The organism is Peribacillus deserti (genome assembly GCF_002863585.1).
GTDB classification, from domain to species: Bacteria; Bacillota; Bacilli; order Bacillales; family DSM-1321; genus Paraperibacillus; species Paraperibacillus deserti_A.
The window spans coordinates 65,783-82,715 of sequence record NZ_PGUY01000033.1; the positions used below are offsets into that span (position 1 = coordinate 65,783).

The 16,933-nt window shown below is 37.0% G+C and carries 12 protein-coding genes and 4 pseudogenes; 12 read left to right on the forward strand and 4 right to left on the reverse strand.

The window, feature by feature from the left end; genetic code table 11:
• The first annotated feature begins 375 nt into the window (after nucleotides 1-375).
• The 5 genes and pseudogenes from CUU66_RS11120 to CUU66_RS25405 all read left to right on the forward strand — a co-directional run.
• A complete protein-coding gene (locus tag CUU66_RS11120; RefSeq protein ID WP_101642107.1) occupies nucleotides 376-1,713 on the forward strand; it encodes an MFS transporter in 1,338 nt (445 codons plus the stop codon).
• Nucleotides 1,714-2,189: 476 nt separating this feature from the next.
• Nucleotides 2,190-2,658: pseudogene (locus CUU66_RS11125) on the forward strand (phage/plasmid primase, P4 family); the annotation flags it as partial.
• Between the two features lie 269 nt (nucleotides 2,659-2,927).
• Nucleotides 2,928-3,146, forward strand: a complete 219-nt coding sequence (locus tag CUU66_RS24815) for a hypothetical protein (RefSeq protein ID WP_257967959.1) — start codon at nucleotides 2,928-2,930, stop codon at nucleotides 3,144-3,146.
• Between the two features lie 817 nt (nucleotides 3,147-3,963).
• Nucleotides 3,964-4,368 (forward strand): hypothetical protein, encoded by a 405-nt coding sequence (locus tag CUU66_RS11135; protein WP_142383720.1) that lies wholly within the window; start codon nucleotides 3,964-3,966, stop codon nucleotides 4,366-4,368.
• A gap of 60 nt (nucleotides 4,369-4,428) precedes the next feature.
• A pseudogene (locus CUU66_RS25405) lies at nucleotides 4,429-4,562 on the forward strand (IS1595 family transposase); the annotation flags it as partial.
• A 586-nt stretch (nucleotides 4,563-5,148) separates the two neighbouring features.
• Here CUU66_RS25405 and CUU66_RS11140 read toward each other — a convergent pair.
• Nucleotides 5,149-6,075: an alpha/beta hydrolase family protein gene (locus CUU66_RS11140; RefSeq protein WP_101642111.1), complete on the reverse strand. Its 927-nt coding sequence runs from the start codon at nucleotides 6,073-6,075 to the stop codon at nucleotides 5,149-5,151.
• A 494-nt stretch (nucleotides 6,076-6,569) separates the two neighbouring features.
• On the opposite strand from CUU66_RS11140, the gene CUU66_RS11145 reads away from it, so the two are divergent.
• Together CUU66_RS11145 and CUU66_RS11150 are read left to right on the forward strand one after the other, a co-directional pair.
• On the forward strand, nucleotides 6,570-7,163 hold the full coding sequence (locus CUU66_RS11145; protein WP_101642113.1) for a hypothetical protein: 594 nt from the start codon (nucleotides 6,570-6,572) through the stop codon (nucleotides 7,161-7,163).
• Nucleotides 7,153-8,178, forward strand: coding sequence for a serine hydrolase domain-containing protein (locus CUU66_RS11150; RefSeq protein ID WP_101642115.1), 1,026 nt, complete (start codon nucleotides 7,153-7,155; stop codon nucleotides 8,176-8,178). Before CUU66_RS11145 ends, CUU66_RS11150 begins: the two co-directional genes overlap by 11 nt.
• 99 nt (nucleotides 8,179-8,277) lie before the next feature.
• On the opposite strand, the pseudogene CUU66_RS11155 reads toward CUU66_RS11150, so the two are convergent.
• Nucleotides 8,278-9,283: pseudogene (locus CUU66_RS11155) on the reverse strand (IS1595 family transposase).
• Nucleotides 9,284-10,503: 1,220 nt separating this feature from the next.
• Here CUU66_RS11155 and CUU66_RS11160 point away from each other — a divergent pair.
• The gene (locus CUU66_RS11160) at nucleotides 10,504-11,424 is read left to right on the forward strand and encodes an HNH endonuclease (RefSeq protein WP_101642117.1); all 921 of its coding nucleotides are present in this window, start codon (nucleotides 10,504-10,506) and stop codon (nucleotides 11,422-11,424) included.
• A 268-nt stretch (nucleotides 11,425-11,692) separates the two neighbouring features.
• Here the strand turns inward: CUU66_RS11160 and CUU66_RS11165 are convergent, their stop codons facing one another.
• Complete coding sequence (locus CUU66_RS11165; protein WP_101642119.1) at nucleotides 11,693-12,007, reverse strand: hypothetical protein; 315 nt, start codon at nucleotides 12,005-12,007, stop codon at nucleotides 11,693-11,695.
• Between the two features lie 222 nt (nucleotides 12,008-12,229).
• Nucleotides 12,230-12,730, reverse strand: a complete 501-nt coding sequence (locus CUU66_RS11170; protein WP_101642121.1) for a hypothetical protein — start codon at nucleotides 12,728-12,730, stop codon at nucleotides 12,230-12,232.
• Between the two features lie 151 nt (nucleotides 12,731-12,881).
• Here CUU66_RS11170 and CUU66_RS11175 point away from each other — a divergent pair.
• From CUU66_RS11175 to ftsZ, 4 genes and pseudogenes are all read left to right on the forward strand, one after another.
• Nucleotides 12,882-13,025 (forward strand): annotated as a pseudogene (locus CUU66_RS11175) (IS1595 family transposase); the annotation flags it as partial.
• A 50-nt stretch (nucleotides 13,026-13,075) separates the two neighbouring features.
• Nucleotides 13,076-13,576: a CDI toxin immunity protein gene (locus CUU66_RS11180; RefSeq protein ID WP_101642123.1), complete on the forward strand. Its 501-nt coding sequence runs from the start codon at nucleotides 13,076-13,078 to the stop codon at nucleotides 13,574-13,576.
• A gap of 492 nt (nucleotides 13,577-14,068) precedes the next feature.
• The gene (locus CUU66_RS11185) at nucleotides 14,069-14,380 is read left to right on the forward strand and encodes a hypothetical protein (protein WP_101642125.1); all 312 of its coding nucleotides are present in this window, start codon (nucleotides 14,069-14,071) and stop codon (nucleotides 14,378-14,380) included.
• 990 nt (nucleotides 14,381-15,370) lie between these two features.
• Nucleotides 15,371-16,480, forward strand: a complete 1,110-nt coding sequence (ftsZ, locus tag CUU66_RS11190) for a cell division protein FtsZ (RefSeq protein WP_101642127.1) — start codon at nucleotides 15,371-15,373, stop codon at nucleotides 16,478-16,480.
• The last annotated feature ends 453 nt before the right edge of the window (nucleotides 16,481-16,933 follow it).

Genomic DNA, 16,933 nt, shown 5'->3' on the forward strand with positions numbered 1-16,933 from the left:
ATTTTTGGCTAGTTAGTGAAACCCGTAATTTTTTATACTTGCAAATTACCGGTTTCAGTTTATATTGCAGAGAGCTATATCTAGGCTTTGGATAAAAAGGGTAATTTTTCTCTTTGGTTTTATCCACTGATTATACTGTTATGTGGATGTGGATCCGGAGAATCGACAGAAGGAACACGGTCCAAGATAAAGTTTACCGCTCATACCCAAGGAAGTGCGTGGTATATGATGGGACTGGTTTACTGTGTTCACTCCACCTATGAGCTTGAGGGAGAGGCGCACGGCATGCAGCCAAAAGGTGGCTGCCGGTTTCGCTAAAGCCGAAAAATACTTCTAAGTTTTTCTCCATTGAATAGTAAACGAAAGAGGTGTGTAATGAGTCCAACCGGGAAATTAGATAAGAAATCCAAAAAGATCTTATTTGCCAGTTTAATTGGAAGTACCATAGAATTCTATGATTTTTTTCTATATGGCACAGTGGCAGCACTCGTTTTTAATAAGTTATTTTTCCCAAATGATGATCCTTTTGTAAGTTTATTGCTCGCATATGCTTCGTTTGGTGTTACGTTTTTCATTCGTCCAGTGGGCGGCCTCATTTTCAGCCATTTAGGGGACAAGTATGGAAGGAAAAACACTCTCGTATTATCACTTATGCTGATGGGCATCGCCACTGTCTGCATTGGATTGCTCCCTACATACAATCAAATAGGGCTCTGGGCACCTGTTTTGCTTGTGTTGTTACGACTTGTTCAGGGGGTTGGACTGGGTGGCGAATGGGGAGGAGCTATACTTCTTGCCGTTGAATCCGCACCTAAAGAAAAACGAGGTTTTTTTGGGAGCTTCCCAGCAATGGGTATTCCGCTTGGTATGTTTCTTGGCACCATATCGATTTCATTGATGACCCTGCTGCCGGATGAACAATTTCTATCCTGGGGCTGGCGCATTCCTTTTGTATTAAGTGCATTACTAGTAGTGATTGGACTTTGGATCCGTAGAGGAATTGATGAAACATCGGCTTACCAGGAAGAAAAAGCAAAAGGAAATATGGTAAACATCCCGCTCGTAGAAACACTAAAACATCATTGGAAAGCAGTCTTAATTTCATTAGGTGCTAAATGTGCGGAAGTGGGACCATTCTATTTATTCTCTACCTTTTTTATTGGATATGCCACAGATGTTATCGGTTTTTCCAGAACCACCACATTAAACGTAATTGCTCTGTCAACTCTGGTTACAACATTATGTATACCGGCTATGGGGATTTTATCCGATAAAATCGGACGCAAACGTGTGTTTCTCTTCGGAGCAATAGGAATAGCACTTTTTTCGTTTCCATACTTTTATCTATTATCCTTAAAATCAGTATTCTGGGTATATGTTATATCCATCATAGCACTTGGTATTTTATGGTCCGCAATTGCCGGAATCATCGGTACGATGTTCTCTGAAATGTTTAGTACAAACGTGGGGTATACAGGAATCACACTAGGTTATCAAACGGGCTCAGCGCTATTTGGCGGTACGGCGCCAATGATTGCAACCGTTTTATTAAGCGCTTACAATAAATCGTGGGTACCGCTTGCCATTTTCTTGGCCATTCTATGTATCGCTTCTATAATCTCGGTATTATTTATCCGTGAAAATCTAGAAAATTCCGTTCCACAACATCCAATACCTACTCCTAAGTTTGACGATAGTCATGCTAAACTGTAAATCATGTAATATGTGGGGCAAAACCACAGTCATACTTGGCTGCTTGGTGATTGCCCTTTTTTTGTTCATTTTTATGACCTATTACAGTACGGTAGAATAAATTTCACTGGAATAAAGAATAAATGACTGGTTTTATATCCTATATAGAACAGCATTAGTTATTATGGGGGAAGACAAAAAAGGAGTTCATGCAAAGTTGGAAAAGCTATTATATCGTCCCAAAAGTGCTGCAGCTAATAATACATTAAGCATGAGGAATATGAAAAAGATGTGGATGGTGTAAAAGAAAAAAGAAAGGCTGCTAAAGCAAAATACTATGATGTGTCAGATGTAACACCAGTAATGCAAAGTGGTGGAATCACGATCAATGAAGATGATATTCCTTTCTAAGGATTAACTAAATAGAGAGGTTGGTTATGGCCGGCTTCTCTTTTTTATACCTAAAAATCAATGTTTAGCACTATTTGGAGGGCGAAATGAATGAAAATCCATACAACTTTAACGATATCCCAGCCGAATTAAAAGCCCTTCCTCAGTGGATATTGTGGAAATCAGAAAAAACGAAACAATAAGCCAACACAAAGGTACCATATCAAGCCAACGGGGAAATGGCTCAGGCGAATAACCGCCGCACCTGGAGCACCTTTGCAACGGCCGTAAAGTTTTACCTATAGGGAAATTATGACGGCATAGGATTTGTCTTTAGTCGGCAGGATAATTACATCGGTATTGATATTGAAAAATGTGTAACTGATGAAAAACCTAATGCTTTTTGCAACGGAAGTTATCGACGCGCTTGACAGTTATACAGAGTTTTCACCATCTGGGAAAGGCATTCACATCATTGTCAAAGGGAACCTTCCACAAGGTGTTATAGGGACAGGACGAAAAAATACAAGGCATGGTTTAGAAATTTATGCTCATGGCCGTTACTTTACCTTTACTATTGTCAGTATGCTACATTCGTATGCTAATGGTATGCTAAATAATATGCTGAAATTTATAAAAGGTAATTTATTAATTATATCAAAGGAGAGTTTATTCGATTATCTGGCAGGTTTGTTGGAGTGGCTTGTTGAATTCGAATAACAAAAGTTAATTTAAAAAGGAGGTAAAAATATAACCTGGAATATGGTGAAGGTTTTGAAATAAAAATTGCTACAAATCACGACAGCAGTGTAATTATTAAAATGTTAAAGCAGATAGCTCAATGGATGAAAGATAATGATATAAACCAATGGAGGTTTCTATTAGATGGTGGTGATGATGACGAGATTGAACAAGCCATAAATAATCAAGAAACATACATTGTTTTAAAAGATAAGCATATTGTGGCTACGTTCACACTATTATCTAAACAAAGTGAATGGGACAGGAATCTTTGGGGAAGTGATATTCTTCCAAATCGCTTTATTTACATAGACTTGCAATAATTCCTATTTATATGAAGAAAGGTATAAGTAAAAGTATATTCACTTGGATACAAGACAATGCAAGTGATAAAGAATATCTTAAGTTAGATTGTGTTTCAGATAATATTAAATTTAAAAACTTTTATAAGTGCAATGACTTTGAACTTATTGGTATAACTGATGGACATAGTAAATATCAAAAAAGTATAAAAAGAAATTAGAAATTCTTCAACTAATAGGTCCTTATCTTTAACAAATATTCTTATAAAAATAAGCTTGGAGCGAAATTACGCTCCAAGCATTTTTCTTTGCTAATTTTACTTGCCAAAATGTTTGTTAATTCTATTGCTAATTGATAGACGAAAAATACTGTTAATTCTAGTTTTGTACTTCAAAACCGAATCCGTTAACCTGGAAGCCAGCGTTTTTATTTTTGTAAAGCATCTGTTATTGGGCTTAGTGGTACAACATTGTCATCACATATAAATTTCCCGATTATACCTCTGTATATGTCACGTTAGTGATAGTCCCCCCTAAAGGTTATCCAAATTGCGAGCACGCTTTTATAAAAAAGTTGTCAAGGTTAATATACTTAAGATCCGGTTAGTTGAAAATACTCATTTTGTTTTTTCCAGTTTATAGAAAAATGCTATAATACTATTAAATTATATTAATTGGTACATACAGAGGGAGAACGATTGAAGTGCTTTTTAACATATTGTATGTCCTATTTTGCAGTGTGCCTCTTAGCATATTAATGGGCATTTACTGGGTTTTTAAAAGGAAAGAGAAACGCATACATAAGGGTTACTTTTTGTTTCCGGGATTGAGTATATGGGTGATTCTCAGTACTGCTTACTTCTCACCTTACGCCTCAGCCGTTATCATGCTGGTACTGTTCCTTTTTTTATTGATATGGGGAATTTTATCGGTTTTATGGAGAAAACGGCCGGATAAAAACAAGCCCCTCGCTGCGTCTATCATTATCTTCGTCATCGCTGTTATTGTTCTTATTGGCTATTACTCTATGAATGTCATGAACAATGTCTTGTTTATTGGAATGTTATTTTTAGCCGTGTTTGGTGTGCAATCAGTTTTGTGGAGAAATAAAAAGGTTGACCGAAATAAAAGACTGTTTGCAGCTGCTAAAACAACCTCTTCTATTGTTCTATTTGTTATGATAGGGACTTTCTTGGCTGCTGCTGCTTTCTTTTTGTTCCTGGTTATTATTTTGAACCTATGATGTCGAGGGACACTTTTTCCTGCAGTCATGAAGGGGTTATTTTCTTGCTAGGCATGTGGCTGGTTACTGTTCCTAGATGTATTCGGTTTCCGAAGCAATTCTAAAAAGTAAGTAAGATGATTGTCGTTAGCTGCTTATTTCTGACAGTGGCTGCTTATGATAAATTAAGGCTATCAAAATTCGGAGTATCATGATTCATGTTCAACTACCATGAAAAAGTAAATTCTGCAATTTTAGAAAAATGGACATACTTAAATAGACTCAGCTCAGTCGGCTTTTTTAAAAAGAAAAACCGTTGGAGTGGAAAACGGTCGAACTCCTTTCCTTTAGATGTCTGATTCAGGCAGTAATATTGTCCTTATGGACATCTAACCCGCAAGCTCTTTCAATGATTACATCCACTGATCTCTTCCTTTCGAGGCTAGTGCAGCAATCAGAACTAGGATTAATCTACCATGAGTGCTATTCACAAGGGGAGCGACAGACGGTGGTACACGGTGGCCGCCCGCGGAGACTACCGGAATGGCTCAATGGCACCATAGTGCTTCGATCTTCTTCTCCAGCCATAGAAACAGTAGGGACGGCTTATGAGCATTTTCTTTCTCTTTGGTGAATCTCTGTTTTTTCGATTCATGGATGGCTAACGGGTGCGTCAAAAGCAAAGCAAAAATTATAGGCCAAATACGGCAGCCTTTTTGTTGTTCAGCTTGCGGGCAGGTTTGTTTAAGCAATAGTTAAAGATATGTAACCCTCATTGCAGAAAATGCCATAACGGATTTCCTAAACTGCAAGTATCCAGTTGGAAATATCATTAATAACTTGTTTATCTACTTTCTGGGGAACCTTATACTCTTTTTGTGCCTTTAATATATCTCCGTAAATGGAGGGCATAAATAAATGGTTCAAGTTTGGATAAAGTTTGAATGTAACATTTGAATGATCACCCATTAAGTTTTTATAACCATTGAAATCTTTTTCCACCGAAGATTGGACATCTTTATCACCTTGCAGGATGAATACCGGTTTGTTTAAATCTCTCAGGTACATTTGAGACGGATGTTCGCCCATCTCTTTAAAATAATAGGCTCTTAGGTTTTTTCCAAAAACAAAGGTATCTTTTGCCTCTTCATCACTCAGGTTATAAATATTTTCGAACTTGGAAGCTAATGCTGCTACTTGTTTCTTAGCGATCCATTTCACAAATCTATTCAGTGATTTTAAGACAGTGTTATTTTGGTCCATCATAATTTCTTCTAATGTTCGAGGTGAGCCCGCCAATATGATAATTCCTGCAAAATTTCCACCTTCAGCGTCGATTCGAGGAGCTAGCATGCCACCCATACTATGACCCATAATAAATATTTTATCTGCATCGATACGTGGTTCGTATCGTAACAAGTTGGCTGCAAGAATAGCGTCTTCTATCGTTTCTTCTTTAACTGATAATCCTTTATCATTTTTCATCTCCTTACCATAAATGAACGTTCTTTTATCATAACGTAGTACTGCAATTCCCTTTTCCGATAAACCTTCGGCAAAGTCTTTAAGAGGATGATTTTTTCCAACTTGTCCGTCCATATTACTTGGACCAGATCCGTGAACCATTACCACCGCAGGAACTGGTCCACTCACATCGGGAGGAATGGTTAACATTCCATCAAGAGGATGCTTTGTATCAGCACCTATCACAATTTTTTCATCAGGCATTTACTTTCCCCCATCAAATAAAATCTTTCTTTTACAACCTATTATATTCGTCAATATTTTATATTTATCCTGCTAAGCTGGTATCTCTCTACGATCATTTACGAGTTTTATGAACGATCATTTCCCTCATAACTGGCAGACAAATTCCAGGATTTTGCCGTCAGAAATCCTACAATTGAGTTAAATGGGCATTAGTTGAAGAAGGTGAGGCTGTTCCAACGGTCCTTTTTGTGTTTTGGATAAAGTTGTGTAAATGATGTAATGGATCTTTCATGAGTGACCCCTATTTTCTATCCGTATAGTGAACTGCTTTGAATGGTGTAGATCGGTTCTTTTTTGTTTCGAAATATTGGTAAATTTTGATAAAATAGGTAGGGGAATTCATTAAAGATGGAAACGTTGTAAGAGAAGGCGGATGGTAAATCATAGATTCATTCCCACCAAAGGGAAAGATAGAATAATTTAGTAAATTTCCAAGAGAGAGGCTCAGGGCTATGAATCAAAACAAAAATATAATAGTAGAAGACATGTCTCAAGAATTCTTTCAAATTTGGGAGGCCGATAAACCATTTACCATTGATCATCTTGAGAGTTATTACTTAAACTATCCGGATGTTTTCAATGATTACTTTAAATCCCATTGTCAACGTATGCCAGAAAGGCTTAATGCAGCCATAGCAAAATACCCAGATAAGTACGATACAATGAAGCGTTCCGCTAATCTTTTACCTTCCATTATTAGAGATGTTTATGAACAAATGTCAGAACTGATGGGCTGCCAAATGAATGTAAAGTGTCGTATTTTGGTTGGCGGTTTTGGTTTGAATGCTTATGTAACACACGATGGCACTCTACATTTTGCAGTGGAATCCCTGACAGATGAACTTGAACCCTTAAAGGTCCTAGTTGCTCATGAAATGGCACATGCCTACCATTTTGAAATGCTCCGGAGAGAAGGATTTGAATTCTCGAAATTGGCCTGGGATGGATATACTTCTTTATATTTAGAAGGCGTTGCTGCTCTTGTGTCAGAAATCATCAATCCTGGCTTATCAGAAAGTGTAGAGGAGAGTATGAATGAAAACTAATATTAAGGATTACATAACCGATGTTATGATTGAAAATAAATTTTCAGGAACAGTTATTGTCCAAGATGACAAAAAAACTTTGGAAGAGAAAAGTTATGGTTACGCAAATCGTTCAGAACAAATTATCAACAGCTTCGATACACGATTCGGAATAGCATCAGGTTGTAAAATATTTACAGCGATAGGGGTTTGTCAGCTTGTGGAGGATGGGTTACTTTCTTTTGATACTAAGCTAAAAGATTGTCTTAATATTTCTTTCCCTTATTTTGAAAAGGATATAACGATTCATCATTTATTAACACATACAGCGGGAATACCAGATTACTTTGATGAGGAAGTTATGGATCATTTCGAAGAGTTGTGGATTAAGAACCCGATGTATCACATCAGAACCTTGGAAGATTTTTTACCTTTATTTCAGAATCAACCAATGAAATTAAAGGTAGGTGAAAGATTTCATTATAACAATGCGGGATACATCATACTAGGATTAATTATAGAACAAACAAGCCAAGTTAAATTTGCTGATTACATAACGAAAAATGTTTTCAAGAAATCTGGGATGACTGACTCTGGTTATTTTGAGTTCGATGCATTACCATCAAAAACAGCGTTTGGTTATATTGACTTTCCTGATGGTACTTGGAAGACGAATATTTACTCTTTGCCGGTAAAAGGCGGTTCAGATGGTGGAGCTTACGTAACTGTAAATGATATGGCAAAGCTATGGGATGCACTCATAAATCATCAATTACTAAGTGAAGAATACACTCGTCAGTTACTTAATCCGCACATTAATACAAATGATGATTACGACCAATTCTATGGTTATGGCGTATGGATTAATAAAAATGATGGTGAAATTTCAAAATATCACATTATGGGTTATGATCCTGGAGTTAGTTTTCATTCAGCGTTCTATCCTAAAAGCTCAATTAAAACCGTGGTATGCTCGAATCAGTCAGAGGGAGCATATGACATTTTGAAAGCGATTGAGGTAAAAATATTAAAATAGAAGCAATAATCATCTGAGATTGTGAAACATTGTACTTAGACAAACTGGGGCTTTAGTTGAATAACAAGCCGGCCACTTCCGTATGGAGGTGGCTGTTTTTCATACTGCACGTAAATGTTTAACCGTGATCAAATTGGATTTCTGACAAACACTTAAAAACATTTGGTTTACTCGTTCTTTGGTCGCCATCTTTTTGTTCTGTTGAAAAAAGTTGAACCAATAAAGATAGTTGTCCAGGTACTTAGTTGCCACGCCTTGGAATCGCTGCATCCAGTCTTTCAATCGCTTGTGATAGTTGTTGACGTGTTGAAGATGGAATATGCCTTTTTTGACATATCCCTCTTTACTTAGGTTAATCGGCTCGTGCTTAAGCTCCTTAATGAGAGCGAACTTCTTGTAGTTTGTAGCGGTATCAGTGCATAACAAAGAAGATGGGTCGATATAATCCCCAATAACGGATCAATTTCTTCTGCTCTTACACGGGCCGTTCCAGCTTTTTGTGCAATTGCTTGACCATTACGGTCTTGTGCCACCACAACCGCAATTTTAAGATTGCTAATTCCTCTCTTCTTATCTCTACCTCCACGCTTCTTTGCCTTTCTATCAACTACTTCACGCCCTTTTAAAGACTCTTTGAAAAAGGTCTCATCACTTTCAATGATCCCTTTTAAAGTTTGAAATCCCAATGAACGAAGGGCGAAAAGCACCTTGTGTCGCCAGTAAAATGCGGTAGATAGGTGGATTTTCAGTCTTTCAGCAATCTTTGGCAAGGTGTACCCCTCAACCATTAAATGAAAGAAGGTAGACCACTTACCAAGATAACGACTTCCAGATATAGGGGTGTTAGTTAGGTCGTTGAATGACTTGCCGCAGTCACGACAAAGATACCTCTGCCTGTTTCTGTATTTGCCGTTTCTTTCACCTTTACACTTCCACAATGAACACAAGCTAACCCTTCATTGAAGCGTGTTTCTCTAATTGCAGTAAATGCATCTTTCATTTCTTCAACTTCATCTGAGAAGAATTCTTCTTTTATAAGGTTAAACAGCTTCTGTTGCTCGTGTTTTGGCAAATCAGTAAAATCAGCATAAACGTCTTTCCACATTCTAAAACCCCTCCTGTGGAAGTATTTTAGCACCTACAAGAGTTTGGTCAAAATAGCAACAATCTATACGAAAACAGCCTTTTAATAAGAACTTCATCAATATTAAGGGGGCATTTAACAGGGACTTGCAAAACTGGACGATGGACTAGGAAAAAGAATGGTTTAGGTTTCGAGGTGGTAAAAAATACGGATTTAATCGACTAGGCTATCTAGTTGGCCGGGAATTTGTTAGGTACTTTATTAATGAAATTGGTTTGAAAGAGACACTTGTTTATTGGGCTAATAAAGAGATCAAACCAGTTATTTCTGAATGGATGATCGAGTCTCCTTAAGAAGGGCTGGCTTTCTATTTTACCTATATCCCCTTATTCCTTAGACAAATACAATTGGAACATTATCGGAAGCACTAATGTACTTGTTGACATAGAAGAGGTAGTTAAGGGGCAACCAAAGAAATATAAACGTCGTATAACACAAAGCACCTTTCCTGACGAATCATTAAGAAATCTTTCAGAAGCCCATTGGAATAAGACCCTGGAACGAAAAGTGGATGAAGAAAGTTACGATAAAATGTTAGTACCAGAATACACGAAACCAAATAACCTTTTATTTTTATCAAGACAAGAAAAGGTTAATCGATTTAGGAAAATGGGATTCGAATTAAATGAACTAGAAGAAGCCTTTAATAATTCAAAATTTGTTTTCAAGTAAAGGTGCTGATCTTCAATAAGGATTTAAAACAAGGATCCCAAATCGGGTCCTTTTTTTATGGTCCTTTTTCAACAATATTATTTAACATAGCTTAATAAAAAGAAAAGACATGTTTATCATTAGAACTACATGAAACTTGAACAATAAAATGATTAAAAACACAGGATTCCTACGCCAGCATTTAATTATATTTGTCCGGAAAAGTGATCCGTTAAGCTGCTAACTGTTACTCCAGGAAACATATATGAACCCCCGATTATACCTTTTCATCTCTCGTTTGTGTCAGGCTCCTTAAAATTCCAAATGGTAAGCACTCTTTGACAAAAAAGACGTCAAAGTTGATATAATTATATACACATCATAATGAATGGTAAGAAAAAGCTATTGAAGCTACAAGATTTGATATAGGTAGACTAAATTAAAAAACTAATTGTAAAAAATAATTCGTGTATAAAGATGAAATTATTAGATTTATACTAGTAGTGTACAGTTATTTAGGAGGAAGTTTATTGAGCAGTTTCATCGTGATGCAAGGCCATACCTATGAAATAGATCGAGATTTAGGGGTTATATGGATCCCAAAAACAGATAAGGGAGGAAATACCCCTCATTCCTGGGGGCGAATGAAAGAGGTAAAACAAGGGGATCAAGTGTTTCATTACGTAAAAGGAAACATTGTGGCGATTAGTATTGCCAAAGAAGGGTGTATAGAAGCTGGTAAACCATCAGCTGAGCATAATGATGATGAAGGGAATAACCTGGGTTATTTAGTCCATCTGAGCTACCAGGAATTAGAGGTACCAGTTAACGTTCGAGAAAAGTTTGATCAAATTGCGCCGCTTTTGCCAATAAAATATTCACCCTTCCAGCCTGATTCAAATGGTAACCAAGGATATTTATATCCATGCAACGAAGAGCTGGCGATCAAAATGTTAGAGATAATAAGCGAATTAAACGTTTATCTGGTAACTGAAGAACAGTTAGAATTTTCGATTGAAGAAGTAAGAAGAACGGAAAACAATATGCTAATTCCAGTATTAGCTGAGGCTGAATCTGAAATTAAAGCAAAGATAAGGCTAGGTCAGCAAAGGTTCAGAAAGGATCTATTCCCGCTTTGGCAGGGTAAATGTGTCTTATGCGGTTTAAGCCTGCCAGAACTTTTACGGGCAACTCATTCTAAGCCATGGAAAGACTGCACTAGCCAAGAACGTGTCGATCCATACAACGGGGTGCTGCTTTGCTGCAATCACCAGGCGCTTTATGAAAATGGCTATATAACATTCGATGGGCAGGGCCGTTTGCACATCTCTACTGAAATCTGCGAGTATGATTATCTAAATTATGGAATCATGCCAGAGACAAAGATAAAAATCTATCAAGAAAATAAGATGTATTTTAAATGGCACAGGAAGAATATTTTTAAAAGATAGATTTGATTGTAGACTCACTTGTTAGAGGTTAATTGCAAATGAAAACAAATGGTCAAGTGGTAATCACTTGGCTTTTTTACGCACCTCCTTTCTGCAAAAATACAGGAGCGTTAAATCTGGAAAGCAACGATGCGCTAAGAGCGAGAGGCAACGATTCCTTCAAATAGATTAAACCCCGCTTCAAAGCTGAAGCGGGGTTTAATCTGCTTATCGAACATTCAATCAGGAAATGGATCCGGAAATCATATCTTCCAAAAAAGAAAGCCCCTCATTGTGCTTTCTCTGGATAGATTTTATCACCATCCGCATAAATGGCAGTTACTTTAAGATCTATTACTTTGCCAAACTCTTTAACATGTGTCCAGTCTTCATTTTCCTCCGCAAGATTGATCCGTTCCGCTAAAAAGTCCCAGCCCACACCGGCTTCCCCTTGGTTGAGGCTGGTATTATAAATATCCTGGATGGTTTTATTTGCCCTGGAGAAATAGCTTCCTTTAATGACATATAGACCATCTTCGGATTCAATCAGGTAAACCTGCGGCTGTTCCCCGGTCCTTATATCTAAGATTTCCTCTAGTAACATATAATCACTCCAATTAGATAAGATGCATATTTTAGTCGATTAATATAAGCTGTTCCCTCTATTCTAATAGTTAAAACTCCAAAGGGTGTTATGCTGATAAAGGGGATTTAAAACCGAAAAAAAAGATCCTTCCGGGAGGGAAGGATGCAGATTTAGTAATAATTGATCACGATGTTAATTACATTCGTTGAAGGAAATTTATTATTATGCAATTCAGACTTCCTATACTAATTGACACCAGACTATTATTTTATAAGGCGTGGTTTGTGCAGGGATGCTTTTTGTAACAGGCCCATAAATTACGATTAAATTCCGGTTAGCAGGGGATTTTACAAAGGGCTGACCATTGGTTAAAAGGATTTGAGTATATGGGGATACATTTATGCGCAGCTGCCTGTCGCTGCTCTCCAATTTACTATTAAAATAATCTACTTTTACATTCTGAAAAGGACTATCTTTTACCATTACAAGTGCTCGATATTGTGGCGGGTATATAAGGGGAACAGGTGAATTCACATCATAATATCCAGTTACTCTGTCTCCAATGGACACGATCACATGGTCTACAAAGTAAGTCGCAGGTGAAATAACGAAATTTACGATTTCTCCCTTTGGGTTTTCAACCGTCATTAATTTATAACAGCCTTCGTCTTCTCCATTTTGCTTTATCATAAAATCACTAATCATGGTAACGGTCCCATGGAATGAAGCAAATCTTATCATTCTCAATACCTCCATTGCTTGCTAAATACGGCGCCTGCTTCATGATTTCCCAGGGATGCATGATGTTCTTTATGTACAATATGTAGGTAAAAACCTAGATGACTGGGTGGGTACCCAAAGAAAGATGAAATTAATAAAAAATGATGTGAACGATTATCTTGCTTGGTTCTTATTTGTCGATAGTTGTAGTAAAGAAAGCACTAAACAGCATATAAAAGAATTTCTACTAACATCAATTGTATTTGAAATGACTGATACTTATGATAGTTTACGTCTGTCAAAATTCAAAGTTTAGTTCCTGCTCTATTGAGAATAAATAGTTTTTTATAAGCACAACTATTTAAAATGGGGGAATCATCAATAGAAAGAGAAGAAAGAAAAAAGCGTTTAGAAGAACTACTAAGAGAAAGAAAAAAGAAGGAAGAAAAAATAGAAAGCGAACGACGAATTGCGGATATGTTAGAACTGTTCCCTGATAAAGACAAAGTGGAAATATTGTGTGAAAAAGAAAGTAATAAGGTTGAAACTAAATTGACAGACAGCTTTCCGATTGCCTGGTACGGAAGAATTGATTGGGGTAAGTTGAACAACAAAATCGTTATTCCTAATGAAGAAATTCAAAATATACCGTATATCCTCTTGCAACAAGGGTTGGAAAATATATCACCAGTCTATCTAATTGTCGGATTATACGGTTACCCTGTGGTTAAGACTTCAATATCTACAATCTTGGATAATATTGAAGAGATTATGTGTATGGGACCAGACCAGTACATTTATTGCCCTTTATCAAAATATGTGATTGAGTTTTTTCATGATGATGTAATAACTGTGGGTTGGTTGTAAAATCATTCGTGGTAAACAAATGGAGGGAAACCTTAATGATAAGGATTCCCTCAAAATTCATTAAAAATCAACATTAAAATTTAACTTCTTTGGCTGACAAAAGATTAAGTATATTTCTCTTTCCGGAGCAAGAATGAGGGGTGTTTGTAACAAATATTAAAAATTCAGTACCTGTTAAAGGATCTTGAAATATTGCCCTTCGTAATAAGGGCTGTTTTTGGGGGGAACATCTTTTCATTAAAAGGAATATGGAATAGTGTTACTTCTACTCAGTTGGACGAGAGATAATAAAAGAGGACTTATTAAACCGATTCGAACATCAAAGGAGATTTAAATATGGTACGCTGGGTAAAGAAAGCTTAATAAGCGACGGAAGGCAGTAATGTAAAACTGGTTCAACATGAGACGACGCACATTATGAAAAACCACTGTTGTTGTCACTTCTTTCGGAGGATAAAGTTATCTTGTCTAACGATTAAGGAGGAGATAGTAGTGAAGGAAGCTACGGCCAAGGTAATTGAATCTTTCCCTGTATTATCTGATCAAGGTGTAGATCTTAACCAATGGGGGGCTATAGGTCTAGGTAAGACAGAAGCTGTCTTCTTACAGTTAGCCATGTTTTTTGAGGACCCTGAGAAACATCCTTTTGACTTGGGTAGTATCGTACATCATTTAGATGAGGAATGGATACCATTAGCCTTCGAAGTAATTTTTTTATATTTATTAAAGGACACTTGCTTATTACCTGGAAATAGTGAAATCTTACTAAACCGATTACAACAAGTAAATAGTGAATCGTGTTAAATTTTGCCGGTGTTAGTAGGTGTATTCTTCATACTTTTGGACGGGGATAGGAATGTGAGTAAATAATTACTCTGGCTGCTTCCGGTAGGATTGCGCTGTTTCATTTTTATTTCTATCTATAGCGAAGTTGAGAACCCTTTCCGGCTATATAATGTGCCATTTTGTAAGTATAACTTGGAATACCCGGATTCCTTTTATGTTTTTGAAATAACCATTGCTTAATTACCTCATTACATAATTGGGATTTAGGCAGAGTGCCCTAATTGGAGCGGTTCCGGCTGAATATTGTGAATATGGCTTTCTTTATTTTCTGCTTCTTCAACAATGACGCAGCTCCTATGGTACTGGTTTAAGGGATTATATTTCTAGTAGTATACCTGGCTCTTTTGCATTAGTCGTAGTGGTATGCGGCCAAGGGATAAAGGATATGTACGGATTCCTGGAAATGGCCGCTAATCTTTTTTATTGAAGAAGAACCGGTTACTATAGTGGAAGGGTTATAGCAAGATCTAAAAGGGATGTTTAAGAAGGCATCGGAACTCATATTCCGATGCTTTTCTAATCTATTCATCGTTCCTTCATTCCAGCTAGATGGTTAATTCTCCAAGTCTTGTTTTAACGGCTACTACCGCGTTATTTCTTTTTGTACTAAAAAATAGTAGATTACATCGATTCGTTTATTCGTACATATTTTTGTGAATGTGTTTACTCTGGTAAATTATATTATTAAGCTAAACTGAATTAACAAAATACCAACATCAAATTAATCTTTTTATCTAAAGAAGCAGCTACCCGAAAATTACGTATAATTATACTAGGCTAGGTATTTCTATTTAATTTAAATGAATTAGATATGAAAATAGATACCTGTAAAAATATAAAGGTGATAAAATAGTTTATTAATACCAATCTGCAAGGCTCCTCTGGTTCATATTCTTTTCTATTTAATTTAACAAAATTGTCGCAGGTACCTAATAAGGAGGAACGTTAATGTTTGGATTTGATACTCAACTTGATCAGGTAGCCAGTATTAAAGTAATCGGTGTCGGCGGGGGCGGGAATAATGCTGTAAACCGGATGATTGAAGACGGAGTGCAAGGTGTAGAATTTATTTCTGTAAATACAGATGCCCAAGCTCTTGCCTTATCGAAAGCAGGAGTGAAAATACAGCTAGGAGAAAAGATTACGAGAGGGCTTGGAGCTGGAGCCAATCCTGAAATAGGGAGAAAAGCGGCTATTGAAAGTGAAATTCAAATCCGGGAAGCTTTAAAAGGGGCTGACATGATTTTTGTAACTGCTGGAATGGGTGGTGGAACGGGTACGGGCGCAGCGCCTGCCATTGCAGAGATGGCACGAAGCCTTGGTTCATTAACAATCGGTGTCGTAACCAGACCATTTACATTCGAAGGCAGAAAACGTGGCGCCCAAAGCGAGGGAGGGATTGCGAGGCTAAAGGAATCAGTAGATACCTTAATCGTGATACCAAACGACCGTTTGCTGGAGATTGTAGATAAAAAAACACCGATGACTGAAGCTTTCCGGGAAGCGGATAATATTCTTCGCCAAGGAGTTCAGGGAATATCTGATCTGATTGCGGTACCTGGTTTGATTAATCTTGATTTTGCTGATGTAAAGACCATAATGTCCTATAAGGGCTCGGCATTAATGGGGATTGGCGTTGCGTCGGGTGAAGGACGAGCTGCAGAAGCCGCCAAGCAGGCTATATCAAGCCCGCTTCTAGAAACATCCATCGACGGTGCCCAGGGTATTCTTTTGAATATTACCAGCGGATCGGACCTTAGCTTACTTGAAGTACAGGAAGTTGCGGATATTGTGGCAGCTGCTTCTGATCGTGAGTTAAACATGATTTTTGGCTCTGTTATTCATGAAAAACTAAAAAAGGAAATTATGGTCACTGTAATCGCTACAGGATTCAACGATTCAGCATATGACTCTAATGGTCAGCCTTCTACTTCTAAAGAAACAGTTTCAACATCAATGGAAACATCACAGCCAACACGCGTTCGCGATTTTCCTAATACGGTTCGGAATCAAAAAGAAAGACAGGATATTCCTGCATTTTATAGGAAGAGAAAGTAAAAGCATTAAAGCGATGGGTGTTTTAGAGGTGGGTACAATGGTAAAACTAAAAACCGGTCCTAAGTACAAATAACCGCGAGGTTTATTATGTTTTACCTTTGCCTTTACCTTTTTACTTTCCAAATAGAATATTACTTCTATTATGATACAAACATGACCACTTATGCTTGAAATAATATTGACCGTTTAGTTAGCTTGTGGTATATTAAGTTAGTTGCATTAAGCGACTAAGTAAATATCCGGTTAACAACTTATAAAAAAGTGTTGACTCGATGATTGTAACATGTTATGATTATTAAGTTGCTTACGAGCGACTGACTAACACTGACAATGATTGTTCTTTGAAAACTGAACGAAACAAGACGCCAGATATTTTCTTTCGAGAAAATAACAAAAACAAGTTTTAAACTTTTAAGAGCTATATCAAACATTCTTCGGAGAGTTTGATCCTGG

What these genes read in the sequence shown, in the direction of transcription:
- CUU66_RS11120 (WP_101642107.1), top strand. Translation starts at nt 376, where the DNA reads ATGAGTCCAACCGGGAAATTAGATAAGAAATCCAAAAAGATCTTATTT.
- CUU66_RS24815 (WP_257967959.1), top strand. Translation starts at nt 2,928, where the DNA reads ATGAAAGATAATGATATAAACCAATGGAGGTTTCTATTAGATGGTGGT.
- CUU66_RS11140 (WP_101642111.1), bottom strand. Translation starts at nt 6,075, where the DNA reads ATGCCTGATGAAAAAATTGTGATAGGTGCTGATACAAAGCATCCTCTT.
- CUU66_RS11145 (WP_101642113.1), top strand. Translation starts at nt 6,570, where the DNA reads ATGAATCAAAACAAAAATATAATAGTAGAAGACATGTCTCAAGAATTC.
- CUU66_RS11150 (WP_101642115.1), top strand. Translation starts at nt 7,153, where the DNA reads ATGAAAACTAATATTAAGGATTACATAACCGATGTTATGATTGAAAAT.
- CUU66_RS11165 (WP_101642119.1), bottom strand. Translation starts at nt 12,007, where the DNA reads ATGTTACTAGAGGAAATCTTAGATATAAGGACCGGGGAACAGCCGCAG.
- CUU66_RS11170 (WP_101642121.1), bottom strand. Translation starts at nt 12,730, where the DNA reads ATGATAAGATTTGCTTCATTCCATGGGACCGTTACCATGATTAGTGAT.
- CUU66_RS11180 (WP_101642123.1), top strand. Translation starts at nt 13,076, where the DNA reads ATGGGGGAATCATCAATAGAAAGAGAAGAAAGAAAAAAGCGTTTAGAA.
- ftsZ (WP_101642127.1), top strand. Translation starts at nt 15,371, where the DNA reads ATGTTTGGATTTGATACTCAACTTGATCAGGTAGCCAGTATTAAAGTA.